This is a genomic window from Dyadobacter linearis (genome assembly GCF_907165045.1).
Classification (GTDB): Bacteria; Bacteroidota; Bacteroidia; order Cytophagales; family Spirosomataceae; genus Dyadobacter; species Dyadobacter linearis.
On sequence record NZ_CAJRAU010000014.1, the window covers coordinates 37,722 to 63,662 of the forward strand.

Annotated in this window: 24 protein-coding genes and 1 pseudogene; 14 read left to right on the plus strand and 11 right to left on the minus strand. The window is 43.5% G+C overall.

The window, feature by feature from the left end:
* Nucleotides 1–304 precede the first annotated feature (304 nt).
* Nucleotides 305–589 carry an RNA polymerase sigma factor gene (locus KOD92_RS26880; RefSeq protein ID WP_215236708.1) on the minus strand — a complete coding sequence of 95 codons (285 nt, stop codon included), beginning with the start codon at nucleotides 587–589 and terminating at the stop codon, nucleotides 305–307.
* 187 nt (nucleotides 590–776) lie between these two features.
* On the opposite strand from KOD92_RS26880, the gene KOD92_RS27580 reads away from it, so the two are divergent.
* Entirely contained in the window at nucleotides 777–971 is a 195-nt protein-coding gene (locus tag KOD92_RS27580) for a DegT/DnrJ/EryC1/StrS family aminotransferase (RefSeq protein WP_255567403.1), read from the plus strand.
* 369 nt (nucleotides 972–1,340) lie between these two features.
* On the opposite strand, the gene KOD92_RS26890 is transcribed toward KOD92_RS27580, so the two are convergent.
* The gene (locus tag KOD92_RS26890; protein ID WP_215236709.1) at nucleotides 1,341–1,685 is read right to left on the minus strand and encodes a carboxymuconolactone decarboxylase family protein; all 345 of its coding nucleotides are present in this window, start codon (nucleotides 1,683–1,685) and stop codon (nucleotides 1,341–1,343) included.
* Between the two features lie 732 nt (nucleotides 1,686–2,417).
* Here KOD92_RS26890 and KOD92_RS26895 point away from each other — a divergent pair.
* The 6 genes from KOD92_RS26895 to KOD92_RS26920 all read left to right on the plus strand — a co-directional run bounded on the left by KOD92_RS26895 (nucleotide 2,418) and on the right by KOD92_RS26920 (nucleotide 8,960).
* Nucleotides 2,418–2,636 (plus strand): hypothetical protein, encoded by a 219-nt coding sequence (locus KOD92_RS26895; protein WP_215236710.1) that lies wholly within the window; start codon nucleotides 2,418–2,420, stop codon nucleotides 2,634–2,636.
* Between the two features lie 141 nt (nucleotides 2,637–2,777).
* Entirely contained in the window at nucleotides 2,778–3,992 is a 1,215-nt protein-coding gene (locus tag KOD92_RS26900; protein WP_215236711.1) for an HlyD family secretion protein, read from the plus strand.
* Between the two features lie 4 nt (nucleotides 3,993–3,996).
* The gene (locus KOD92_RS26905) at nucleotides 3,997–6,261 is read left to right on the plus strand and encodes a peptidase domain-containing ABC transporter (protein ID WP_229254910.1); all 2,265 of its coding nucleotides are present in this window, start codon (nucleotides 3,997–3,999) and stop codon (nucleotides 6,259–6,261) included.
* Nucleotides 6,262–6,421: 160 nt separating this feature from the next.
* A complete protein-coding gene (locus tag KOD92_RS26910; RefSeq protein WP_215236712.1) occupies nucleotides 6,422–7,519 on the plus strand; it encodes an alpha/beta hydrolase in 1,098 nt (365 codons plus the stop codon).
* 401 nt (nucleotides 7,520–7,920) lie between these two features.
* Nucleotides 7,921–8,202 (plus strand): hypothetical protein, encoded by a 282-nt coding sequence (locus KOD92_RS26915; protein WP_215236713.1) that lies wholly within the window; start codon nucleotides 7,921–7,923, stop codon nucleotides 8,200–8,202.
* A gap of 179 nt (nucleotides 8,203–8,381) precedes the next feature.
* A complete protein-coding gene (locus tag KOD92_RS26920; RefSeq protein ID WP_215236714.1) occupies nucleotides 8,382–8,960 on the plus strand; it encodes an RNA polymerase sigma factor in 579 nt (192 codons plus the stop codon).
* Nucleotides 8,961–8,995: 35 nt separating this feature from the next.
* Here the strand turns inward: KOD92_RS26920 and KOD92_RS26925 are convergent, their stop codons facing one another.
* The 3 genes from KOD92_RS26925 to KOD92_RS26935 all read right to left on the minus strand — a co-directional run bounded on the left by KOD92_RS26925 (nucleotide 8,996) and on the right by KOD92_RS26935 (nucleotide 11,331).
* Nucleotides 8,996–10,108: an acyltransferase family protein gene (locus tag KOD92_RS26925; RefSeq protein ID WP_215236715.1), complete on the minus strand. Its 1,113-nt coding sequence runs from the start codon at nucleotides 10,106–10,108 to the stop codon at nucleotides 8,996–8,998.
* Nucleotides 10,109–10,355: 247 nt separating this feature from the next.
* Nucleotides 10,356–10,949: an HD domain-containing protein gene (locus KOD92_RS26930; protein WP_215236716.1), complete on the minus strand. Its 594-nt coding sequence runs from the start codon at nucleotides 10,947–10,949 to the stop codon at nucleotides 10,356–10,358.
* A gap of 148 nt (nucleotides 10,950–11,097) precedes the next feature.
* Nucleotides 11,098–11,331: a hypothetical protein gene (locus KOD92_RS26935; protein WP_229254912.1), complete on the minus strand. Its 234-nt coding sequence runs from the start codon at nucleotides 11,329–11,331 to the stop codon at nucleotides 11,098–11,100.
* 234 nt (nucleotides 11,332–11,565) lie between these two features.
* On the opposite strand from KOD92_RS26935, the gene KOD92_RS26940 reads away from it, so the two are divergent.
* Nucleotides 11,566–13,125 carry a S41 family peptidase gene (locus KOD92_RS26940; protein ID WP_215236717.1) on the plus strand — a complete coding sequence of 520 codons (1,560 nt, stop codon included), beginning with the start codon at nucleotides 11,566–11,568 and terminating at the stop codon, nucleotides 13,123–13,125.
* A gap of 334 nt (nucleotides 13,126–13,459) precedes the next feature.
* Here KOD92_RS26940 and KOD92_RS26945 read toward each other — a convergent pair whose 3' ends face one another.
* Nucleotides 13,460–13,921 (minus strand): VOC family protein, encoded by a 462-nt coding sequence (locus KOD92_RS26945; protein ID WP_215236718.1) that lies wholly within the window; start codon nucleotides 13,919–13,921, stop codon nucleotides 13,460–13,462.
* Between the two features lie 454 nt (nucleotides 13,922–14,375).
* Here KOD92_RS26945 and istA point away from each other — a divergent pair, with 454 nt between their 5' ends.
* A complete protein-coding gene (gene istA / locus KOD92_RS26950) occupies nucleotides 14,376–15,197 on the plus strand; it encodes an IS21 family transposase (protein WP_215236719.1) in 822 nt (273 codons plus the stop codon).
* Between the two features lie 83 nt (nucleotides 15,198–15,280).
* On the opposite strand, the gene KOD92_RS26955 is transcribed toward istA, so the two are convergent.
* Entirely contained in the window at nucleotides 15,281–15,730 is a 450-nt protein-coding gene (locus tag KOD92_RS26955) for a Tn3 family transposase (protein ID WP_310589457.1), read from the minus strand.
* 60 nt (nucleotides 15,731–15,790) lie between these two features.
* Here KOD92_RS26955 and KOD92_RS27820 point away from each other — a divergent pair, with 60 nt between their 5' ends.
* Complete coding sequence (locus KOD92_RS27820) at nucleotides 15,791–16,021, plus strand: ATP-binding protein (protein ID WP_215236721.1); 231 nt, start codon at nucleotides 15,791–15,793, stop codon at nucleotides 16,019–16,021.
* 21 nt (nucleotides 16,022–16,042) lie between these two features.
* Here the strand turns inward: KOD92_RS27820 and KOD92_RS26965 are convergent, their stop codons facing one another.
* Nucleotides 16,043–18,703: an excinuclease ABC subunit UvrA gene (locus tag KOD92_RS26965; protein WP_215236730.1), complete on the minus strand. Its 2,661-nt coding sequence runs from the start codon at nucleotides 18,701–18,703 to the stop codon at nucleotides 16,043–16,045.
* 408 nt (nucleotides 18,704–19,111) lie between these two features.
* Between KOD92_RS26965 and KOD92_RS26970 the strand changes: the two genes are divergently transcribed.
* Both KOD92_RS26970 and KOD92_RS26975 read left to right on the plus strand, forming a co-directional pair.
* Nucleotides 19,112–19,645 (plus strand): bestrophin family protein, encoded by a 534-nt coding sequence (locus tag KOD92_RS26970; protein ID WP_215236722.1) that lies wholly within the window; start codon nucleotides 19,112–19,114, stop codon nucleotides 19,643–19,645.
* Between the two features lie 152 nt (nucleotides 19,646–19,797).
* Nucleotides 19,798–20,574, plus strand: coding sequence for an IS5 family transposase (locus tag KOD92_RS26975; protein WP_215236723.1), 777 nt, complete (start codon nucleotides 19,798–19,800; stop codon nucleotides 20,572–20,574).
* Nucleotides 20,575–20,652: 78 nt separating this feature from the next.
* Here KOD92_RS26975 and KOD92_RS26980 read toward each other — a convergent pair whose 3' ends face one another.
* From KOD92_RS26980 to KOD92_RS26990, 3 genes are all read right to left on the minus strand, one after another.
* Nucleotides 20,653–20,946, minus strand: a complete 294-nt coding sequence (locus KOD92_RS26980; RefSeq protein WP_215236724.1) for a putative quinol monooxygenase — start codon at nucleotides 20,944–20,946, stop codon at nucleotides 20,653–20,655.
* A 100-nt stretch (nucleotides 20,947–21,046) separates the two neighbouring features.
* Complete coding sequence (locus KOD92_RS26985) at nucleotides 21,047–21,907, minus strand: helix-turn-helix domain-containing protein (RefSeq protein ID WP_215236725.1); 861 nt, start codon at nucleotides 21,905–21,907, stop codon at nucleotides 21,047–21,049.
* Nucleotides 21,908–21,980: 73 nt separating this feature from the next.
* Nucleotides 21,981–22,496, minus strand: coding sequence for a hypothetical protein (locus tag KOD92_RS26990; RefSeq protein WP_215236726.1), 516 nt, complete (start codon nucleotides 22,494–22,496; stop codon nucleotides 21,981–21,983).
* Between the two features lie 466 nt (nucleotides 22,497–22,962).
* On the opposite strand from KOD92_RS26990, the gene KOD92_RS27000 reads away from it, so the two are divergent.
* Entirely contained in the window at nucleotides 22,963–25,371 is a 2,409-nt protein-coding gene (locus KOD92_RS27000; protein WP_215236727.1) for a Tn3 family transposase, read from the plus strand.
* A 384-nt stretch (nucleotides 25,372–25,755) separates the two neighbouring features.
* Nucleotides 25,756–25,941, plus strand: a pseudogene (locus KOD92_RS27005) (IS21 family transposase); the annotation flags it as partial.

The window sequence follows — 25,941 nt, forward strand, 5'->3', positions numbered from 1 at the left end:
CATACCGTAAGCATATAGCTAATGAAACACCGATGGTTATCTTTATAAAATACTGTGCCTGTCCGAATTATGTTCATAATCAGTGACGCTTATCTAAATTTTTAGATCAGCGGCTAAGCTTTACTTTCAGTATCCAGATGATTAGATGTACAATACTTTATTCCTCAGATGGCGTAGTTTCTTTGTTGCTGCGGACCGGCTCACCCCAACAGCTCATAAACTGTCGAAACGGCATTTGAAAGCTTCAAAGGCGTTGTGTGAACGCGCGGTAACGCGGTGCTCGATTAGCAAATGAAGCCAGTTGTCAAGCAATACTTCTGATGCGATCCATCGCCTTTCGTCTGCTGATACTAAGTGCCCAGGTGAAAATTGTTCCTTTGTTTACATCATAATACCTTATGTCTTGCCAGAACTCGATGAATGCCTCCTGCAAAATTTCCGAGGCTATCTCTTGATCCGGAATGATTTGACAAATGCTGCCGTATAAGCCGGGGGAATATTTATCATAGAAATACTCAAATGCAGCACGCTGATTGGCTTTAAGCGCAAGCACCAATTGCTGTTCGGTATACTTGAAGTCTTTTTGCATATACGTTTCAAATGCACACTGGATGAGCAAAACTACTGTGTCATGTTACGAATAGAAGAACAAATCGATAAGTATATTGAGCAGACATTTTGTTTGCAACACTATCAAGAGTATCTTTAATCCTTTTTCATAAAGGCAAAATTTTGCTATCTAATATCATTTTCAAACCTACTCTGCTTGCTTTAGAGTGAAAGTCAGCAAAGCTCTTGGGCTCCTTGTCAAAGCAAGCGCTAGCCCCGTAAGCGGTGCACTTTGGTTGCAATTTTTTAAAGCATTGATCTGCGTGCATTTGTATGGAATGCCTTGCTTAATGAATGAGTTGCTGGCGATTTGTGACAAGTACGGTATCGCATTGATCGAAGAAGTTCTTTCACTTTTTTGATCACACCGTCTGCTTTGCAAAGTGACAATGTCGATCCTTCTTTGATAGTACCGCGTTTCACACGACCAATTGCGATCTGGCCAATTGTTAATACCGAACCATTGGCCAAATATTCCTTAGCCTATCCTTATCAGAAGTTATTGATCTTGTTTTTGTAGAGAATTTGTTGTGCAAACAATACGCCTACCAGCGATAAAACCTATTTCCTTTTTTGAAGCACCGATTTTTCAAACCAAGCAGCTATTGATTGGTCAAAGAAATGATTTGAAAAGGAGGCAGAAAACTGTCAAACCTTAGATTAGTCGAGCTAGATATTCTCGCCTACCTTTCGCCTTTATATGTTGCTAGCTTACAATTTGTGAAGTATCATCAACTTTTCTTTCCTACTTCTTCTTCAAAAATACGCATTGCAAGCAGACCGTTTCCAACAGCACCGCCAGCCCGAAGCGCCGCTGCAATAAATACAGTTTCTCCAATCTCTTCTTTTGTAGCACCCGCAACAATGGCATTTTTTATATGTGCTTCAATACAGTAAGAGCATTGTGTCGTCAATGCAACTGCTACGGAAATAAGTTCTCTATACCTGACGGGAATGACGCCATCACTCCGTTCTGCGGTGCGTTTTAAATTTAGAAAAGCTTCTGCCTCTTTTGGGGCAGAGCTGATCAGTGTATCGGTGTATTTCCGATCCCTTGGAGTTTGGTATTCAGTCATCCTGTTTATATTATTTGATATATTGTTAAGGTTACTGAACATTTCCTATACTCGTATTATCCTGTAAATTCACTTTCCCAAGATACTTTATTCCACCCCCTTGCAGCTTCGATTTTCTCAAAGAGCGTCGGTTTTAAACGGTCATTAAGCGTACTCTGGAGGGTAAAGGAAAATGTCGCTGAGAGCTAATCAACATCTCTTAAAGTTTGATACTCTAAATAGTATACTTAAACTGTACTCTGGTTGACGTAGCTACATCCCGGCGGGCGTAAGTATATCAACAAATATGGTGGAGTTTCGTGATTAAAAATTTTAAACAATAAAAACACAGACCAAGTGGTATTGATGTGCGCCTTTCTCCAATTGTAGAGAAATAGGTCACCGCTAGTTAACAATAATCAAACTAATCTGCAAATCTTACTAATATCCCACAACTAGCAGGCATAATACTATTGTTTTATGACGTCTGGTGCCTAGTTGCCGGATTATTGCGATCCTAAAATTCGCTCAGTTGTAATAAGGTAACGCACGCATGATACGATCAAAAATAGAGTTTAGATCACAAAGAAAATTCTTTTAAGTTGTATGTTATTCCTTTTAGTTGTTTCATAATCAAGTACTTAGTTTCCCTGTGGCATGGTAGTTTAGCTATGCATTCCGAACGCATTGTTCAGCAGGGGTAGCAGAAAACCTGAAAAAGAGTAAGCTATTTTTAACTAAATGTATTGTATTATGAAATTTCAAGAATTGAATCTCGCAGAAATGAAAGAAATCAATGGTGGACTTTTGGGTCTTGGTAACAGCAACGATTCTGCTTCGTCAGGAGGCCTTTTCGGATCGCTGGGAATCGCATTCAGCAATGAATCGGTAGATGATGATGGCTCATCTGAAAAGACAAATTTTGGATTAGGCCTGGACTTGGGTGGAATCTTTAATTCTATAACGCAATAAGCAAGTGAAATCATCCAAAGGTAACGGGGATGGCTCAGGCCGTCCCCGTTTTTGTGTAAATGCTTGCTAAATAGGATACATCTGATAAGAACCTTACAGACAGTTAACACCTACCATAGTTACCCACAACCCTGAGTTGAGATGGAAGAAAGAAACAAATTTGACGCGAATAAGATTTTTCCGCCTGAGATCCTGGAATTTACCTCAGATTACCATTTCCATCAACATAGCACGCGGTCTAATCTGGTTTATCAACTACTGATGCTTATCCTGATCGTAGGATTTGTTTCGCTTTTTTTAATCAGCGTTGATATCAGTGTAAAAAGTGTAGGCGTGATCCGGGCTACTGACGACAGAAATGAAATCAAGGCACTTGTTAGCGGTAGATTAGACTCAATTTTTGTTTCAGAAAACCAGCGGGTTGTCAAAGGACAAACATTGTTGAAAATCGAGTCGGACATCCTGGCAGAACAAAATCAATTGGTAAAGGAGCAAAGAGACGATTTTGACAATCAAATTAAAGACCTGAACATTCTGCTACATCTGAGCAGGACCAACAACTGGAGCAGAAAGCCGGGGTTATCAAGCGGCTTATACAAGCAGGATTTTGCGTTGTTCTGGCAAAAGATTACCGATGCCAAGACGACTCTGCTAACGGTAGAGAAGGATTTTGCAAGAAATAAAAAGCTTTATGAAGTTAAGGCCATTTCTGAGGCTGAATACGACCGGGCACTATTGCTTCATAGCACGGCCACAAACAAGATTAAGACCATCATGGAGCAGGAGCAGGCGCGGTGGGAATCTGCCTTGACCCAGCTGCAAATGAAGAACCGCGAACTCAACTCCCAGGATAAGCAATACCTACGCGAAAAAGATTTCTATGTAATCAAAGCGCCAATCAGTGGGACCGTCCAGCAATTAAAAGGGTTGCAGCCCGGCAGCATTGTCGCAGCCAATGAATTTCTGGCTGAAATATCGCCCGATGAGCAAATGGTTGCAGAAATGTACGTTTTGCCAAAGGACATCGGACTGATCCATCCTGGAACAAGCACCCGCTTGCAAGTGGATGCTTACAACTATAATCAATGGGGGTTGGTCACAGGGCAGGTGATGTCAATATCTAATGACGTTTACACTTCTGGAAAAGAGCCGCCCTTCTTCAAAGTCAGATGCAGGCTTGACCAAAATGCGCTGCGTCTGCGCAATGGATATGTTGGCAAGCTAAAAAAGGGAATGACGCTCCAAGCAAGGTTTATGGTGACCAAGCGCACATTGTTTCAGCTTATGTATGACAAAGCTGACGACTGGCTGAACCCCAACTTAGTTGCCACTACGCAAACCCCACCTTTAAATTGATCTTATGAATCAGCACAATTCTGTTGGCATACTGTCAAGTATCAAGAAGCTGATAAATCGTTTGCTGGACTTTTTGCCTTTTCCGGGCTTTGGCAGCACCCTGAAATATGCGATCATAAAACAGCATGACCTTACGGATTGTGGGGCTACCTGTTTAGCTTCCATCTCGGCTTTCTATAAGCTCACAATACCGGTGGCCCGAATCCGGCAATATGCGTCTACCGACAAAAAAGGGACCAATGTGTTGGGTCTGATCGAGGCAGCTACTAAACTGGGATTTAATGCAAAAGGCGTAAAAGCAGATTTCGAGCAGCTACCGCATGTGCCGGTTCCTGTTATCGCGCACGTGATCATCAAGCAGATCCTGCATCATTATGTGGTTGTCTATAATGTGAGCGCAACACAGGTAGAAGTGATGGACCCCGCACGCGGTGAACTGGTCAAAATGAGCCACGACGAGTTCAAAGGTATCTGGACCGGTGTGATGATCCTGGTTCAGCCGGGAGATACTTTCATGGAGGGCAATGAGAAAATCTCAGTAAAAAAACGGTTCTGGTATTTACTCAAACCCCATAAATCGGTCCTGTTGCAAGTACTTTTAGGTGCTATTATTTACACTGTCCTGGGACTTTCAACTTCTATATTTTTACAAAAAATTGTTGACAATGTACTTCCCGAGGGCAATCGCAACCTGTTGAACCTGATGGGAGTAGTCATGATCGGGATTCTATTTTTCCGTGTGGTGATTAACCATGCAAAAAGCTTATTGACCATTAAAACAGGCCAGCAGATAGATGCAAGGCTGATCCTGGGCTACTACAAGCATTTGTTGCGCCTTCCGCAGCAGTTTTTTGACAATATGCGTGTGGGCGAGATCATTTCCAGAATGAATGACGCGGTTAAGATCAGGGTTTTTGTTAATGATGTACTGATCGGGTTTGCGGTGAATATGTTCATTCTTGTGTTTTCGTTTGTGTTGATGTTTACCTATTACTGGAAGTTGGCACTGATCATGATGGGCGTGGTGCCTTTATATGCGATCATTTATTATTTCTCCAATAAAATGAACCGCTCGACCCAGCGAAAATTGATGGAAAGCTCGGCAGAATTGGAAGCTCAACTTGTTGAATCCATTCATTCGGTGAGCACCATCAAGCGCTTTGGGCTGGAAGATTTTACCAATATGCGCACGGAGACCAGGTTTGTAGGCATGCTGCGCTCGGTTTATGAATCGAACACAAACTCACTTTGGATTGGTGATTTTAGCGGCTTTGTTTCAAGTGCATTCACGATCATTCTACTTTGGGCAGGGTCGCTATTTGTATTGAACAATATCATTACGCCCGGAGAATTACTGTCCTTCTATGCCATTATCGGCTATTTCACTGGCCCGGTTTCCAGCTTGATCGGGATGAACAAGGTGATCCAGGATGCCAGCATTGCCGCTGACAGGCTCTTTGAGATCATGGATATTGAGCGGGAATCGGTAGAAAACAAGGCCGTGCTGACCCCTGATATGATCGGTGATATTCAATTTCGGAATGTCCATTTCCGCTATGGAACGCGCGTGACGGTATTTGAAGGGCTTGAGCTGATGATCCCAAAAGGTAAGATTACTGCTGTGGTAGGGGAGAGCGGATCAGGAAAGACCACCTTGTTATCACTACTACAAAACATTTATCCGATCGAAAAAGGAAACATCCAGTTAGGTGGTTTTGATATAAAATATCTCACAAATGACAGCCTGCGGCAAATGGTGAGCGCAGTGCCCCAGGATGTTCACCTGTTTGCCGGCAATGTGCTCAACAACATTGCGGTAGGGGAATTTGAACCGGATATGAAAAAAATCGTTTCCATCTGCCAGGAGCTCGACATCATGAAATTTATTGAGGACCTACCAAATGGTTTTAACACTTATATTGGAGAAAACGGGACTAGCCTATCGGGTGGACAGCGTCAGCGTTTAGCTATTGCCAGGGCGCTTTACCGGGACCCGGAAATATTAATTCTCGACGAAGCAACTTCATCCCTTGATTCCAAATCCGAGCAGCACATTCAACTGGCGGTCCAATCGCTACGAAAGAAAAACAAGACGATCATTATCATTGCCCACAGGCTCAGTACCGTTATGAATGCAGATAAAATTGTAGTACTTGAAAAGGGGAAATTGATCGAGGAAGGAAGCCATAAGAAGTTGCTAAGCAAAAAAGGCAAGTATTACGAAATGTGGAATCAACAATTTCCCGCCTTGCAGGAAAGCGTTAATTGATAAAGTGAATTACCCATACATGACCAGATTTCTAGTTTTCGAGATTATTTTGGCACCATTCCAACTTGTTTACAACTTCGGGTTATAAAAATCTGATTTTGAGGGCTCTGGGTATACTTTTTAAATAAGGCGGGGCAACAAACCAAATTATTTAATAAAGATGAGAAGCAACAAACTTCACAAAACTGCCGCAGCACTCTTGATTGCTACGGTAATGCTTGGCGCTGTTTCGTGTTCCCTGGACGATCATAACCTGCCAGTCGGAGCATCGATAAAGCCAAAGGGACCCAAACCGGCTTTTGCCCCTGAAATTCACGACGAGATGTGGGCGGTAATCGAAAAGCTATTGAGCTACGGCGATCCTCCGATTTATACGCTCACCCCGCAGCGCGCGCGTATGAACCACACGGTTAAAGATGCTGTCATGGACCTGTTGTCCGAAAACAATATCACCCCGCCTAAACCGCAGGTTGATACGTCCGGCGCTGACATTCCGGTGATTGACGGCTCGATTCATGCGCGGATTTACACGCCAAAAAACGGAAGTGGACCGTTTCCTGTAATCGTGTATTACCATGGTGGCGGCTGGGTGATTGCCAACATTGACGTTTACGATCCATCGGCAGCAGCGCTATCTGAAAAAGTAGGTGCGGTGGTTGTGTCGGTAGGGTATCGCAAAGGTCCCGAACACAAGTTTCCGACAGCACACAACGATGCGGTCTCAGCTTACCAGTGGGTAATGGGCAATATGGCGCTGTTGAAAGGGGATAATACAAAAATCGGTGTTGCCGGTGAAAGTGCAGGTGGAAACCTGGCAGCTAATGTCAGTATTGCTGCGCGCGATAAAGGCCTGACCATGCCAAAGCATCAGCTATTGGTGTATCCGGTTGCTAATTCGGACACAACCGTTGCTTCTTACAAGCAGTACTACAATGCAAAACCATTAGATGTTCCAAGTATCAAATGGTTCTTGGGCCATTACCTAAACGATCTTTCAGAAGCAAAAGATCCCCGCATTTCATTGGTTTTGGCTGATCTGAAAAACCTGCCTTCAACAACTATTATCGGCGCTCAAATTGACCCACTGCAATCGGAAGGCCAGCTGTTGCGCGACAAGCTAAATGAAGCAGGTGTGAGGGTTTCTTATGAATTGTATGAAGGCACTACGCATGAATTTTTCGGGACAGCAGTCATCGTGCCCGAAGCTAAACAAGCCCAGGATAAAGCAGCAGAAAATTTTAAAGACGCTTTTAAATAAGTAGACAAGAGCTGTAACGAGCCCGGCATTTTTGCGCCGGGCTCGTTAACCACCCCAATAACTTAATATTCATGCGATCTTTTGGACCGGTCCTGGCGTAGATAGCCTGAACTAGACCTGCAACATATGAAGAATTCACCAAGCCTTTTGACCGGTTTGATAAACTGGACACATCCATTAATAAATGGCTGGTAGCCAACAGTATCAACATTCTTCGCTTTACGATGGGGATTGTTTTTGTTGGTTTTGGCGTGCTTAAATTTTTCACAGGAATAAGCCCCATCGAATCTCTGGCAACCCGCACAACGTCTGCGCTCACCTTGGGCGTCTTCACAGGGCATAATGCAATGGTTTTTGTTGCGACCCTGGAATGCTTGATCGGTTTTTGCTTTCTAACCGGTATGTTCCTAAGGGTAGGGGTATGGCTGCTGGCGCTTCAAATGGTGGGTGCTATGTCCCCGTTGTTTCTTTATCCTTCCGAGCTTTTCTCTGGCACACTGAATGCACCAACCCTGGAAGCACAGTATATCATCAAGGATATCATCCTGATTGCTGCCGGAATGGTGATCGCATCAACCTGGACCGGAGCGCGTATCGTTGCAAGGCCACAGGGATTTAGGGCCACGCTAAGTAAAAGAGTTGCCGGGGTATACCAGGACATATCTACTGTTCCATATGCTTAGAGCCAATTATGCACTCGGCCAGGCTTAACTAAAAAATAATATTTAGTACCGAAATTATATAAGTACCTTCCCTGAATGCAAACTATTTCTACAATAAATAGTTGTATTGCACGCACAATTTTGGTAACTCAATTAGCAGATTCCCGGCTTGCCGGTTTACCTTCCATAACTAGTGAACAATGAATAGAAAATCTACCTTCATTTGTGAGAATGAATTGGTAAGTCTGCTCAAAGCTAATGATAAGGCAGCATTTGAATATTTGTATGACCATTATGCTGCTGGTCTTTTCGGAACTGCCTGCCGGATCATAAGGGATGATAACAAAGTGGATGATGTCATGCAGGATGCTTTCTTAAAGATCTGGAAAAAAATTGCTTGCTACGATCCGGATCGTGGAACATTGTTCACCTGGATGCTTAATATTACCAGGCATACAGCCATTGATAGTTTAAGGGCAGATGCCAAATTTGAAAGCAACATAGACTGGGATTCGGTATCTGAAAGTGATCTTAACGCCGGCGCAACATTGGTACCTCTTACATCTGCTATCGCCACTGATCTAAAATCGTTTGTTGACAAACTTATACCGGAAAGAAAGCAGCTTATCGAGCTGGTTTACTTTGATGGCTATACCCATGAAGAAGCATCTGAATATTTGAAGCTACCATTGGGCACTGTAAAATCCAGGGTACGCAAAGCATTGTCAGAATTAAGGCAAGTTTTCGATATTGCTGATAATCAAGTCCAGGCTGCTTGAACCAACTTACGAAATTGAATGGGTTTAACATCTTGCTATTTCATTTTTTTTCTGAGCCAGGCTCTTACCGGTTCATCGTACAACTTCAAACTCGCGTAAGCGAGCACCATTGCTCCCGAAAATGTGAGCAGTGCATATGGCCATGCCTGCCACAACTTGATGCCTTTGTGATTACTTACCCATGCCACGTAAAAATAGACGAGCACATAATGCGTCATGTATAAAGGATAGGAGAGATCGCCAAGCAGCCGGCAAATTCTTTCTTCCATTTTGCTTTGCACGACGCCACTGGCGCCGATATATACAATGAGTGGAAAGACAATGATGATGCAGAAGGCTTCGTAAAGCCCATTCATCCAAAGATTTGCTGCACCTCCGATTCTTGGCATCAGCAAAACAGCCGCAGTTAGCAGGCTGCACCACAGGAATGCATTTTTTATTTGAATGGGCCGTGCTACACGTGATAAGAGTAAACCGCCAAAAAATGGGAACATTGTGCGAATAATGCCAATACGCATGTGCTTGGTATTCAATGTCCAGCCGCCTGTTACGTCTCCGTTCGGGCTGGTAACGGCTAAATGTACAAGCACGGCACCTGCCAATACTACAAAACAAGCCAGTGCCTTGTTAGATAATTTCCTTAGTCCCAGCGCGTAGAGAATATTGGCGATATACTCATAAAACAATGACCAACCCACACTATTAAGCGGATGCATTTCAAACCAACCCCGAATATCCATAGAAAGTGGGACTGGCAGAAGAGTCCATCCAATAAGCATCACAACGATCATCTTCCATACTGGGACGGTATCAATGAGCGGCCATATGGGTGAATCAGTAAAGTAAAAGCCTATTGCACCGAGCGTCATGCCTAACACAACAAGTGGGTGCAGCCGTTCGGACCGGCGCCTGAGAAAGCTGCTGATGGATAATTTGTCCCATCTGTCGTCATATGCATAACCAATCACAAAGCCTGATAGCAGAAAAAAGAAATCCACTGCAAGGTATCCGTGATTTACAACGTTATCCAGGCGGCTACTGGCGAGCGGCTCGGTCAGGTGAAAGCATACGACGATGATAGCTGCAACGCCCCGAAGTCCGTCTAATATCTGATAATGTGGCTTTGTGCCAAGTAGATCATTGTTCATTAAAAGAAGAAATTCGCTAATTTACGGTAGCTTGGTTTACGAATAAATTAACGTAATGATTATGCAGCACGCTGATATTGTGGCCAGGCCACCCAGCCGGAGACGACAAATAACAAACCCCGGCTGCCAAGCAGAAGGAAAGTGAAGAGACAGAAGGTTCGCATCAGCAAAACTTAAACCGGACCAGAAGTATCAGAAAAAGCGAAGCTTTATCTTAAAACGTATTCGCAAGTGAAGAACTAGCAAATTATTTTTTCTGTAAAATCCCACTTGTGACACTATCTTCAATTAGCTTTTCCGCGTAATTCCAGATTGAAACAGAACCGTTTTTGATCACTTGTTTCTTCTCATACACTTTTTTGTAATCAACGTTATACTCCTTCCAGGTTCCGCCATTATTTGAAACATTTTGTAGCAGCGGCTCTAAACGGTCCATTGATTTAGCAAATTTCGCTTCATCGGTTTCGCCAGCCTCAAATTCTTCCCAAACAGCAATCAGCTCTTCCGCCTGTTCTTTTGGAAGTAAACCAAAGATCCTTTCAGCAGCTGCCCTTTCATCGTTGGTATTAATATGATTTTTAACAGTATCATAAATGAAGGTATCACCTGCATCAATCTCAACGATATCATGTATTAAAACCATTTTTACTACTTTCAAAACATCAATTGATACATTCGAATGTCCGGATAAAATAATGGCCATCATCGCCAAATGCCAGCTGTGTTCTGCATCATTTTCATGTCTATCGCTATTGAACAATTTGGTCCGGCGCTGTATGAATTTCAATTTATCGATCTCCTTGATAAACTCTATTTGTTTGATTAGATCTTCGGTTTGCATCTGAAAATTTATGATAACGCAATTTGGCTGGTAAATTTAAGCTATGATTCTGTGGTAAAAAAGACTCTTTTGAAAGGCAAAGTCTGTCATGGGAATAACGCTGAACTCATTTTTTAGGATTTTGTAACCTGACCCGTCCTTATAAGTATTAAAAGTATCTAGTTTTGTACAAGGCAACTATTATAGAGCGTACTTGCCGGATCCAGCGTGCCGGCTTTTTATCATTGGGCGTAATGATCCGAAATGGAACTTCTCCATTACCAAGTGGTTGTCCGTCTTTTGTAGTGGCAAGCAGAATCACCTGGTCTGTAAATTCACGGTCGATCTCAGCCAGTGAATGCAGGACCTCATAGCCATCCGTAGCTGAGACTAGGACAGTCATATCGTTTCTTTAGACTTCAGAATTGTTTTGCACTATTTAATAGAAATAATTTGCACATCCCGGGTTCATTCAAACCGTGGGTATTTATAGACACCCACGAGTTCATGGCAGAACGCGACTAGACTGATATTTTAACATGGTGTCAGTGTAGGGACGTGCCAGTAAGTATATTTCGATCAACTAAAACTTTCGTTTACAGCTCCATTATGGTCAAAACATTAATTGGATTTACAAATGAAGTTTTCAGCGACATTGATATTGTTTTTGCTCCTTTGGTTTACGACAGTCGCAGGTAGGGTCCGAAAAGATGATCCCGAAAATAATTTTGAAACGTTCTGGAAAATCTTCGACACGCACTATGCCCATTTTGAAACTCGGCAGGTTGAATGGAAGAAGCAGTATGATGCTTACAGGCCAAAGGTTAACCCGGCGACTACTCAGGACCAGTTACTGGGCATTTTTAACGAGATGACATCACCGCTCAAAGATGGACATGTAGTAATCTCTCTGACCGGCGACCTGCCCGCCAGCGCCAAGTATTCGCCTTTCTTCAAAGAATTCCCCATCAAGGAATTGCAAGCTCAGTTTCGGCAAGTAACGCTGGATTTGTTGTCCAAGAACGGCTTTGGCAAGATGAAAAAGTTTAAGAGCGAACCCTACGACATTGGTGGCTATTGTCGGTCAGCGGATTTTGGCTATCTCCAACTCAACGGCTTCGGTGGCATGCCGCTGGATGAATTCAGCAGACAATTGGATGAGATGGTTCAGGAGTTTGCTGATGTGAAGGGGCTTGTTATCGATATCAGGATCAATGGTGGCGGTTCACCCACATATTTGCAGGAGCTGACAGGACGATTGACCCAGGTAAAGCGATTGGTGGGGTACGGTAGAACGCGGATTAGTAAGACAAAACATGAGTACAGTCCATGGACACCGTACTATATCTCTCCAAGAGGTGATAATCAGCTCATCAAACCCACTGTATTATTAACAAGCGGATCTACCATTAGTGCGGGTGATCACTGCGCCCTTTACCTCAAAGAATTACCATACTTAAAACTTGTCGGAGAAAATACAAACGGGATTTTCTCGCCTATGCTTGGTAAGAGGCTTCCGAACGGCTGGGAAGTTGCTTTATCAAATGGCCAGACGGTAAATAGCAGACGAGTAGACTATGAGGGCCGCGGAGTGCCCGTGGATATTGAGGTAGTTCATCGGAAGACAGATTTGGCCCAAGGCATTGATAAGGGACTGCTTAGCGGACTATCTTTTCTTGCTAAAAACTCACACAAGCTGGCATTAAAGACAATCTGCTTTGAGCAGCTCGCAGTGGACTTTTACGCTGATAGTCTGTTATCTAGGAAAATCTACGGTGATGTGGCTGCATATTCATCGGGACTGGTGGAAGAAGATGCCACTTTGCTCACACCTTTCGCCAATAAATGCAAGTCACTTGGAGAGATGGACAAATCCGGGCAGCTCACTAAGAGGGTGGATACCGAACAGCAGGCGGATTCAAGTTTCTACAAGCATAATGTCGAAAAACGATTTTTTGTTGGGCTTCGCCGGCCGATCAGGTCAAAATCGGGATGGCATCTGCGCAGGCGAAAAAATGGTCGTACACTTACGGTCGCCCACCACATTACGCTTGGGGAAAAACATTATGTCCGTATACACCTAAGCTCAGGTGGATGGAATGGGGAAACAATCCTGGTAGTTGTCGATAATGGGGGCCGGATAGTTGAACACTGTTTTCTTTCTTACAATTATTTACGTGGTCAGCCTTATATATAACTGACAAACAAACATTGTGCTCTCACTTGTCCCATCAAACGTTGGTTTAAACAAACCTGCTTGATCGGGACAACTTGATGGATCTCGGTTGTCGGGAATACTACATGAAGGTATCGATGCAATCAAGCTCTTAGCTAGATTAGTCCGTACGGCAGCGGACATATACTGTACGCTTTATGTTTTGCAGATGCGATGTCCGTAGAGCAGTAGCTTTTTATGTAACGCCAGCGTAACCTGCGAATGGCATCTGAATCAGTATTTAATCTCTCTCGATTTTAAAGGACAGGAGATGCAGTCAATCTCGTAGCTCTTACTCGTAATCCAAATCATAGTACTAGGTTAACGGCTTAAAGATTTCCCAATGATGACCAAACGGATCTACCAGATGGCCTAATCTGTACCCGTAATCCTGATCGGCGACGGGATAGATACCGACTGCGCCCGCTTCTATTGTAAGTGCAAATAACTGGTCAGGATCTTCGACCTGCAATCCAATCCGCACAGGTATGCGCTGCAGTTTCTCTGGGCTGAGATGGTTATGCTCTTCCGACTCGTCTGCAACAACAAACCTAGCACCCATGAGCTCCATCTCGGCAACTGTAGATCCATCTGGATCAGTGTTGGACATAAGAACAGTGGCACCAAATGCTTTTTGATAAAATGCATTGGCTGCAGAGCAATTTCTTACTGTCAGTGTGGGGACAATAACAGCTAAATGCGAGCCATGTTGATGTAGATTCATAATTTCTTTTTCCTGCAATAGTATGCTAAAAAGTTTGAAAACAGTAACCGTCATATACTAGGTCAACCCAAATGGATGTCGGCTTAATGCCGGATACTAAAATCAATCTCATTTTGTAACCGCTTGAAGCTGTCTAAATATTCGGTGGTTAAAATGAAATATGTCCGATTTCTTATTTTAACAGATATTATCTTTCATGAGGCCGATATAGTACGGTAAAATGCTTTCGGTACACGTTTACTCGTACCATGGATATTCCTCTCCAAAGTACTCCACGATTCCTCTGAAATGACGCCAATTAATCCTGCGCAAAGTACGCCACCGATCTGATGAAAGTTGCGGTTTTTGAGAGGCCTTCTGTATTGGATTCCAGGTTGGAGATCCCGTAAAAGCATGGATTCCTCTTGAAAGTACGCCACTTATTCCTTGGCAAAGTACGCCACTGAGCAGAGAGTTTAACCGCCCCATTCCTATAAGTTTAGGTACGTATTACCTAACCGCTTATGGAATGGCCAATAGACCTCTGAGCATGCATAAATTACGGCAGATACTCATTTTCCTGGAACGAGGGGTATCGATTCGCAACATCGAGAAGGAAGTAAAAATATCAAGGAAGACCATTGGGCTTTACCAGCAGAAATTCCTGCAAACAGGCTTAGGGTTCCAAGAGCTCCTGTTAGTCAAGGACCAGCAGCTGGAATACTTAATCAATCAGGAAAAGGCAGATGTACCGGAAGATACTGACCCCAGGAAAGTCCATTTCTACGGTCAGGTCGACTATTTTGCCCATGAATTAAAACGTACCGGCGTTACCCGGCTACTTCTCTGGGAGGAATATATCAAGGAAAATCCGGGTGGCCTTCAGTATTCCAGGTTTTGTAAACTTTTGCAGGATCACCTCAAAATCGCCCAAGCCTCCATGCATTTTGAGCACCATCCGGGAAAGGTGATGCAGGTGGATTTTGCTGGTGAGCAGCTATACTATGTGGATACTTCAAGCGGTGAACTCATCGCATGCCCTGTCTTCGTAGCGGTGCTGCCTTTTAGCGGATACGGATATGTGGAAGCTTTGCCGAACATGAAACTGGCCCAGGTCGTAAAGGCCTTAAACAACGCGCTGGCCTATTTTGGAGGTGTACCACTAGGAGCAAAGTCTGATAACATGAAGCAGTGGGTATCGCGTAGCTCTCGTTACGAACCGGCATTTACCGACATGCTTGAACAATGGGCCAACCACAACCATATTGCCCTGTATGCAGCCAGGCCGCATAAACCCAAGGACAAAGCCGCCGTGGAGAACTTCGTTAAAATTACCTACCGCCGTATTTAGGTCTCAATTACTCAAACGTACAATTTTCCCCGCGGGTCTCGTAAAATCAATTTGGTGTAGAGTTGTTGGCAAATAACCAATTCTCAGCCTTTAAAAAGATTCAAAATTGCTTCCATGTCAAAGGTTGGTGTAGATTGCTGTTCACTGAAATCAAATTCACCGTGCAAATTGATGTGATGCCAGGTATGTGTAGATGTCCGGGAAATCATTCTCATTAATTCTTCCTTTTGTTCGGCTGTTTTACAATTGCAGATCTGTTGAGAGAGCAATAGTAAATTATAATAGTTAATCGCATTGATGATTAGCCGCTTACACCCTTCTGCTGTAAGTTGATCATAATGCGTGCTCCAGTTAAACTCCTGAGGGTTTCCAAGCATGACTGCTTTGGCAAAATGATTGGCATTTTCTACTTTCGATAATACTGATTCAACAGATTTACGAAGATCTTCCTCGCTGATGTACCGTAGTATATAAATGGTTTTGTAGAGTTTACCCAATTCTTTCAGCGCTTTGTACAACCATCGCTGCGTCAACGAACATTTGTACCAGGATTATTCCCTGGATGACTTCCTATCCCTTCTGGTGGACACAGAATGGGAAAGCAGACAAAGCCGAACATTGAAAGCCTGATCCTCAGGGCCGGTTTTAAGCAAGACGCTGCCGCGTCGGACATCGATTACCAAACTGCCAGGAACCTAGACAAAACAAACTTTGAGCGGCTGCTCAGTCTAAACTTTATTAGTAAAAAGGAGAACCTGATCATCACAGGGCCTACTGGGTCGGCTACCAAAAGAAAAATAGAATGGTCAATTTGTCCTAAATAACCAATTGATTGTTTGCTTAATTTATTTGCTGCCACGTTGCACCGGTTCCAGGATGTTGGCCAGGAAAGGTGCCGTACGGCTTGCCTGATACGCGGCAATCTCAGAGGGCCTTCCCGCCGCAACAATAGTGCCGCCGCGGTCGCCTGCCCCAGGTCCTACGTCGATAACCCAATCACACTGTGCAACCGTACGCATATCATGCTCAACGACAATGACAGTATTGCCAGCATCAACAAGGCGGTTAAGCTGAACAAGAAGACGATCTACATCACGCGGATGCAGGCCTGTGGTCGGCTCATCCAACACATACAGTGTTGAGCCGCGCTGCGTGCGTTGCAGTTCGGTCGAAAGCTTGATACGCTGGGCCTCCCCCCCGGAAAGTTCGGTCGCGCTTTGTCCAAGTTTAAGATAGCCCAGACCTATATCCCTGAGGGTTTCAAGGGACCGCAAAACCGAAGCATCATTGGAGAAAAACACGCAAGCCTCGTCAACTGTCATGCTAAGTACATCCGCGATAGATTTGCCGTTCCAGCTAATCTCCAGCGTCTTATCGTTATATCGCGTGCCGTGGCAGGTCGGACAGGGTGCATAAACGCTCGGCATGAAAAGCAGCTCTATGCTGACTTGTCCCTCCCCCTCACAGGTCGGGCACCGGCCTTTGGCACCATTGAACGAAAAGCGGCCTGCATCGTAATGTCTCCTGCGCGCTTCCGGCGTCGCGGCGAAGAGTTTTCTGACATGGTCAAAGAGCCCTGTATAGGTTGCCAGATTGGACCGAGGGGTTCGTCCGATTGGTTTTTGATCCACCTCAATAAGACGGTGTACCGCATCGACATCTCCCCGCAGCCGTCCCATGGTTTTTTCGGAAGGAGCTTCCTCGAGCGCGTCTTCCTCAACTTCTTCCCGCTTCATGCCCAGGTGTTCTGCCACAAGGTCAATCAGCGACTGGCTCACAAGACTGGATTTGCCAGAACCCGAGACACCTGTTACGGCGATAAAACAACCCAGGGGGAACGATACGTCAACGCCGTTGAGATTGTTCCGGCGAACTCCTTCCAGGCGCAAAAAGCCTTTTGGCGGGCGGTTGGCCACAGGCAGCTGTGCTGTTTCTTCAAAAAGGTAGGGCCTGGTGCGGGACTCGTTGACTTCCAGAAGGCCATCGGGCCGCCCGCTGTACAGAATGCGCCCGCCCTCGCTGCCAGCCTCAGGACCCACATCGATAAGCCAGTCGGCACGTCGCATCATTTCGGTGTCGTGTTCGACGACAAAAAGGGAGTTACCCGACGCTTTGAGCCTGTCCAGTGCATCGAATAAGGCATGACCGTCGGCAGGGTGCAATCCTGCCGTAGGCTCGTCGAGCACATAGATAACCCCAAAGAGCTGTGAGGAGAGCTGGGTTGCAAGACGCAGGCGCTGCAGCTCACCGGGGGAGCATGTTGGTGTGCTGCGATCAAGCGACAGGTAACCAAGCCCAAGGTCGATCAGCGTTGTAAGGCGGACTAGAAGATCACCGCATAGGCGCTCTGCAGCGATACGCCTTTCAAGCGAGAGATTATCCGTACGGCGTACATCAGGGGCCGCCTTGTGTGCCGAGCCAACAGCATTCACACGCTCATCCACTGCGGCTTTTGCAGCTTCACGGCTTACGAGCGATTGGGACGGATTCGCCCCGGACACAAGATCCCCCTCAGCAGCCGGCTTGATCACTTCTGCAAGCTGTTCAAGAGAAAGGTGCGAAAAATCGGAGATGTCATAGCCAGCAAAAGTAACCGAAAGTGCCTCGGGTTTTAAACGCTTGCCCCTGCATACAGGGCACGGGCTGCTGATCATAAACTGCAATACGCGTTTGCGCATGGAGGCACTTTCCGTATTGGCAAGCGTGTATTCAAGATTCCGTTTGGCGCTACTGAAAGTTCCCTGATAGCTGGGTTCCATCTTTTGCCGCTGAGCCTGGCGTGTTTCGGCCGGGGTTAGCCCTGCATAGACCGGGACCGTCGGCTGCTCGTCGGTAAACAGGATCCATTCCCGGTCCTTTTCAGGCAGGTCTTTCCAAGGAATATCAACGTCATAGCCCAGTGAGACTAAAATATCCCGCAGGTTCTGACCGCCCCAAGCAGTAGGCCAGGCAGCAATGGCCCGCTCTCGGATGGTCAGCGATGGGTCAGGGACCATTGACTCCTCCGTCATCGTATGCACGCGCCCCATGCCCTGGCAGCGAGGGCAGGCCCCTTGCGGCGTGTTGAAGGAAAAATCCTCGGCATACAGCATCGTTTGGCGCGCAGGATAACTGCCGACGCGCGAATAAAGTATGCGCACAAGGCTTGAGATCGTCGTCAGGCTGCCTACTGTCGAACGGGCGTTGGGGGTTCCGCGATGCTGTTGGAGGGCAACTGCGGGCGGGAGTCCATCAATAGCATCAACATCCGGAACGCCAACTTGATCGATCAATCGCCTTGCATAAGGAGAAACTGACTCAAGATAACGTCGTTGTGCCTCGGCGAATAGTGTGCCGAAGGCAAGCGAGGACTTGCCCGAACCGGAAACACCGCTGAAAACCACTAACTGGTTTCGCGGTATTGAGACATCAATATTTTTGAGGTTGTGTTCTCGCGCACCCCGCACGCGCACATAACCTGATGCTGCTATATCTTCCTGATCATCGGAGCTAATTCCCTGTGCCATTAAAAAAAACTTTTCGATAGTGCCTAGAAATTTTAAAGAGAATCGGGAGGTAGAATTTCCCTGATCACTCTCAACTTGAAGCAATATCGCAATTTTTAGATATAAAAAGCGAGCGCAACCAAGACGTCGTGCCTCGTTGAAAATTGGTACCACCAGCTAAGCAAGGTGGACATGCGCCAATAGTGTTCGAGCTTCATCTATAAACTAAGATTTCTTGTCAATTCCCTAGAAATTGACTACGTTAGGAACGTTAACTCCACTTTTGAAAGGCTTATGGGTACAATTCAAAGTATCCTTGAATAACGGCACCTGACCAGGGGAGAAGTCCACAGCAGGTTGATTTACGCAAAGTATGAGTATTCATAAAGGTTAGGACCAGCATCCTAGTACTAAAAATTAAGCTCCTCTATGATTATTAATAGAAAAATTCCATTTCGGTTTCTACTTAGTGAAATCAAAAAGCCTCTAATAATCGTTATTATATTGGGAATAATCTCTGGAATATTACATAAATATTACCGGAATATATTACCCGAAATTCCGATCGGCATTGCCACAACCTTAGGAATTGCTATTTCTATTCTTTTGTCTTATAAAATAAATAAAGCTTACAGTAGATGGTGGGAAGCACGAACTATTTGGGGAGCAATTGTCAACGACAGCCGCTCACTTGTTTTACAACTTCAATTATATTTAAATGAGCAAATTGAACTTATTTACAAAATTTCTCACTACCAAATAGCCTGGTGTTATTCTTTGGAAAAATCTTTAAGAAGACAAGATATTTCTGAAGTTTTGAATAGTATACTAACTATCCATGACATCGAAAAGGTAAGAAAACATTCAAATACTCTCTTAGCAATAAATCAACTTCAAACGCCTTTAATTAAAGAGCTTTTCAAAAAAGGATTTTTGAATGAATTTGCAAGAATTAAAATTTGATAATGCAAAGGACGTAAGCTTTTTTGGGTTGATTTTTTAGATATCTAAAAAAATGAGGGAGAGAAGATATTTTTTTGAACAATTAAGAACGTGTTTGGGATTTGAGAGGAATGGGGATCGTACCATCTTTGCAGTGACCAAACATTCAAGGCTTGACTAAACAGTACGTTAGACTGACCGATCCCCAATGGAGCGCAATTTCGGGATTTTTGAATTTAAAAAGAAAAAGGAAATACGATTTAAGATCGATTATGGACGCCCTTTTGTATGTTGTCCGGACGGGCTGCCAGTGGAGAAATCTTCCTGAGTGTTTTCCAAAATGGCAGTCGGTGTACTGGTATTTCAGTCGATGGAAGAAGCAAAATATTTTTGCTGAAATCAATTGTCTTCTCAATCGAGTTGATAGAAAAAGAGAAAACAAGAACGAAAATCCGTCGTCTTTTTGCATTGATAGCCAAAGCGTTAAGTTATCCCCGATGATTTTTGAAAACCGTGGTACGGATGCGAACAAGAAAGTGAATGGACGAAAGCGACAGCTATTGGTAGATACTGGCGGAAGAATATGGTTTGCCCATGTTCATGCCGGTAATGATCATGACGGCCCCGCCGCATTATATCTTTCTGCCGACATCCTTTGTCAAAATCAACGCCTTCAAAAGATTTACGGAGATCAAGCGTATAATGGCGTTTTTGCCCGTAAAATGAAGGAGTTCGGGATCGAATTTGAGAAGGCATCTCGTCCAGAATCGACAAGGGGTTTTGTTCCTGTTGCCAAGAGGTGGGTTGTGGAAGGAACTATCGCTTGGACGAATTTTTTTCGTAGAATCGTAAAGGAATATGAATATACCGTTTCTTCTTCTGTCGCCTGGATACTCCTGGCAAATATTCAACTGATGTTACAACGAATTAAACCGCTTCTCCAAACATAATTCCTAAACAAGCTCTAAGGGAGGATTTTGCTGAGTTTTTGCAAAATCCTCCCTTAAATATAATGGTATTATCTTAGGCTATTTGGCAGCTAAAATGTCCAATTTTTCAATAGACGGAGGTGTTGCCAATAGGTCTGGTGCATTTTCAATTAATGCTTTTGCGATCTTACCGCCAAGGTGTGCCTCTCTGCCTTCTTCGTTTGAAAAAGTATCGTAAATACCGAAGGTAGAAGCATCAATACGGAATGCATACCACGTAACGGTACCGGCTTCTTCAAGAGCAAGCGGTAATGCTCCTGTAATAAAATCTTCAACGTTTTTTTCTTGGCCGGCCTTTGCTTCCAACCGAACTAACAATCCTAATTTTTTCATTGTTTTTATTTTTTAGTTAAACAATTCTTCAATCAGACAAAATTAGAAAAACCAGCGCTGCTTCGTTTATTAGTTTGGTTCAATAAGTTATGAAAAGAGGTCAATTTGAGTGGATGTGGTTGGGGCTATACCCAAATTCATTTTTAAAGGCTGCACTAAAATTTGACAAGCTGCCATAGCCAAAGTCCATAAAAATTTCGGAAGGTGTGACTTGGTTATTATGTAACAATTCTTTGGCCTTGTTAAGCCGTTTTTGCTGAAACCATTTCCCTGGAGATTCCTGGTATATACTTATAAATTTTCTCTTAAAAGTAGAGGCGCTCATATTGCACAGAAAGGCTATTTCGTCAATATTCAAGTTCGTATAAAGGTTCTTTTCAATTACCATTTTAAATGATAATTCTCTTTCATTGATTAGTAAATAATGTAAGTAATCTAAAAATACCGTCCCATATTTATCCGCCAGATAAAGCATTATTTCTTCAAATTTCAGTTCCAAAATCTTTTGAAAGATAGATTGTTGCAAACCAAAAATCTGTTGGATCGAATGAATATAATGGATGATAAAATTGTCTTTCTCTAAAAGGAAATAAGGTATATTCGTTATCTTTTTATCTGAGGCATTCTGACTGAAAGAATGGGAATGTTTCAATAAAAAATTGGTGATGTTTTTGTGAGAAAAGAAGAAGAGTAAACAGCGGTATGAACTTACACCTACCAGTTCGGTAACCAAAACATTATTAGATGTGATAAGTAGCGATTGTGTTTCATTGATTGAAATGATATCATTAGAAAAGTGAATGTTTTTTTGACCATCCAATAAGAAACTGAATACATTTTTATTCAGGCCAATCTTGTTTCTGGAACCGTTCTTATACACTTCGTAATTGAAAATTTGCAAATCCGAAGTATGAGTTTCGTTATGTTCCCATAGATCTTCGGGAAGGTTTGTAATGTCCATCGTCAAAATTAAATTGATTTTTTACGGAGTGTTCTTTGGTTGTGTCATTAAGAAATTCGTTCCAAAAGCGATTTTAGCCATTTGAGTTTTTTCTTGCTGTAAGGAGGGTACTTGATAACGCCTTACCACCTGACGAATAGATAAGCTCAAAAAGCTGTTGCTTTCTTTCATCCATCTTTTTCGGGAATATTTCCAAAAGTTTTTCCGAAACCTTTTCTGCAAAGCTATCTAAGCTTGTAAGGTCTTCTTTAGAAATATCCCAAAAACCTGCGGGAAGCCGAATCTCATCTTTTCCAAAATCTGTCCCGTTGTATCCGTGCAGGTATTCGGCACCGAGCAAGGTAAGACATACCATAAAAAGCTTTGTTTGCTTTTTGAAAATATACCGCCTTGCTTTTTTATCCAGATTAAATAATTCGGCTACCAATGGTTCCTGATCTGTACAGCTAAACATAATGTCTACTCTTCCATCGGGAAAAATAATGACTTCTTTATCTTCATCGGTATGATTGGCACATAGCAGGAAACTCTCCACAAAACCAGAGAGCCGTTCGTCAGGAACAATTTTTATGTACTCAAAATCTTGCATCGTTTTTATGTGCATCTGACCTGGGAAGAAATATTGGATATGATCCGGCCAGTGACCGTTATAGTACCAGCTATGGCACCGAGGCCAAAGCTTTCACACTGGTAAATGCCAAGGCATCAGTTAAACTTTATAAGTTCCTTTCTGCCGAAGCCGGGCTGAACAACATCTTTGATGTGAATTACTCACTCGTTGAAGGTTTTCCGGAAGCCGGCCGCAATTTCTTTGTCAACCTCGTGTTTAGTCATTTTTAAAGATACCTGGTTTTGAAAAGATTATTGGAAACTGCCTTTAAGAATGACAAATCCGGTTGGTTAAAGGCCAGCCTGGTTTGTGCTGTTTTCGTTTCGAGGACAAAAATTTACTGGATTCGTTACTCGTGCAGCATGATTCTTATCAACAAGAAGAGAAAAAACATGTGAAAGTCCAGAGATATCAGCTTACCTTTTTTAAAAGGATTACCCAGTCCATGCAACCGTCCGTAATCAAAGGTAGAATAGACAATTTTGTCAGGCTGAAGGAGATGTACTCGCAGCTTCTGCCCATTATTACCAGCCTTAATCTTCCGGAAGAAACGATAAAATTTTATGCTGAGTATGTGATTGATAACCAGATATTCCAAGTTGCCGACCGGGACAACACCCGCCACCTGCTGCTGGTCTCATTCATAATCCACCAATACTACCAATTGGGTGACGCGCTTGTGCTCACTTTTAACCAGGCTGTTACCAGTGCCGTAAACGATTGTGAGAATAAAATCAAGGAAAGCCTGTTTGAAAACAGGATGAATACCTCACGTTTAGTGAGCTCCGTTTCTATCCGAAGCGTTACGCATATTGATGTATTGAGCGAAGTTGAGCGGATTATCCATGATCAGGTAATGGAAGCAAGCCAGAAAGTAGAACTGATTGATGAGCTATTAAGAAAACGGAAGGTTTCTTCTCAGGTATTTTTGGAAGATCAGCAAAGGTTGAATAATTTGAAACTGGTCAATCAGCGGATCAGTGACCGAGAGGACTATTACCAAGCGCTCGAAAAAGGGTCATTGCGTATACAAATCCGCGTATCTGACTTAATCAAAGTCCTGGCATTTGATTTTGAAACATCCCAGAAACAATTGTTGGACGCCATTGATTATTTTCAAAAGAAGGATGGCAATATACAGCAACACAACAGTGTACCGATTGATTTTTTATCTCTTGAAGAGAAACAACGCGTGATTACACCGGATGGAAAGATCAGGATATCACTTTATAAAGTATTATTGTTCAGAGAAATGCGCGACCATATCCGGGCAGGTGCTTTAAATGTTCGATCCTCGTATTTGTTCCGGTCTTTTGAAGAATACATGATTCCAAAACTACAATGGGTTAAGGATAAGGATTTTCTTTTAAAACGGGCATCACTAAGCCATCTTCAAAAGCCTGCTCCAATTTTGTTAAAACTGAATGAAGAATTAAATTTCCATTTTAGGCTTGTCAATCAACACATAGGTAATGCACAGAACCAGCAGGTATATGTTGATGCAGAAGGGCAATGGCATATGCACCGGTACAAACCTGACGAAAATGAAATTGAGGATCCACAGAACCTATACCCACAAACCAGGGCTGTGTCGTTGTTGGAAGTTTTAACAACAATTGACCAGATTAGCGGATTCAATACTGCTTTTCAGCATAAGGGTATTGATTATTTGCCGCCTAGACCAGCGGAAAAGCTGTTTTTTGCTACTATTATCGGATTGGGCTGCAACATTGGCATCCCTAAAATGTCAATGATTTCTAAGAATATAGCAGCCAATGCATTGCAAACGACTTCGGTTCAGTACTTTTCACCTGATATGACTTTGAAGGCCAATGACCTGGTTGTCGAATTCAGCAACAAACTGCCTTTGACTGACAAGTTCCGGATTCACCCTGGTTTTATCCATACGAGCAGTGACGGGCAAAAATATGACGTTTCCGTTGCATCGTTAAGAGCAGCATGGTCATTTAAATATTTTGGTAATGGAAAAGGTGTAACCGTTTATTCCCATTTGGATGAAGCAGGTCAGCTTTTCTATTCAACAGCATTCAGTTCATCGGATCATGAAGCACCCTATATGATTGATGGCCTGATGCATAACCGTGTGATCCAATCCGACGCACATTCGACAGATACAGGCGGGTTTTCTGAGATCATATTTGCTATTACTGCTTTGCTCGGAATAGCCTTCCGCCCCAGGCTTGCCAAAATCCATGAGCATAATTTGTTCTCGATTGATTCAGTCTCAACCTACCGGGACTTAGGATACCAGGTAAAGCCAGATTCAAAGATAAACTTTGAACTGATTATTGAGCACTGGGATGAGATTTTAAGGTTTATTACAACGATAAAGCTGGGTTACTCAAAAGCGTCCACATTGATTAGGAGACTGAATTCCTATTCCAGGCAGCACCCACTTTACAAAGCGCTTAAAGAACTTGGCAGGATTTACAAAACCCTTTATATACTTCAGTATATGGATCAGCCGGCTGTCCGTAAATCCGTTGAAAGGGTTTTGAGCAAAGTTGAGAACAGTAATAAGTTCGCCAAAGCAATATCCCACGGCAACAATCAACAGCTGATCGGGGCCACATACCGCGAACAGCTTACGGCAGAAGGCTGCAAAAGGTTGATCGCCAATTCAATTAACTGTTGGAACCTGCTTCACTTATCAGGAAGTCTGGCAGAATGTAAGAAACCGGCAGACCGGGAAGTATTATTAAAAAACATACTGGCCACGTCTACCCACAGCTGGGAACATATCAATATGCTTGGAGAATATGACTTTTCAGAAAAAGTAGATTTTCAAGCCTTCAATCTCGATGAAATCTTCAAAGATGGCGCTGAGATTTGAATACAGCTGATCTACTCCCCGTCAATTTTGCTACGCGAAACCCGCGGTACTTTTGGTTCTAACTTTTAATTTAACCCAAAGAAGAAAAATTAGGCATTGATGAAATTGCAAAAACTATTGCCGTTCAAAAATGACACTCTATAAGTATTTACGCTTACGTAGTGTTCAAATCAGTGCTTACCAAAGCAAAATAGAGAAGTTATAAGAGCTGAGAATTGATTGTAGCTGCATTCAGATATGAATAAAACCGTTTAATCAAGTCGCGGGGAAAATTGTAAGTTTGAGTAGATAAGCCCTATTTACGCCCACTTACGCAATGACACCTTCCATAATCTGGCCAGCCTGAATGCAGCTATTAAAGAGAAGTTGGCACTACACCATCAGATGAACTTCCAGAAAAAGACATTCAGCCGCCTGGAATTATTTACTAGCCAGGAAGCTCAGCATCTTCAACCTTTACCGGAATCGCCCTATCAAGTCCGGCATTACACCAAAGCCAAAGTCCAGAAGAACTACCATGTGGTTATCGGTGAAGACTGGCACTTTTACAGCGTCCCATTCCGCTATATC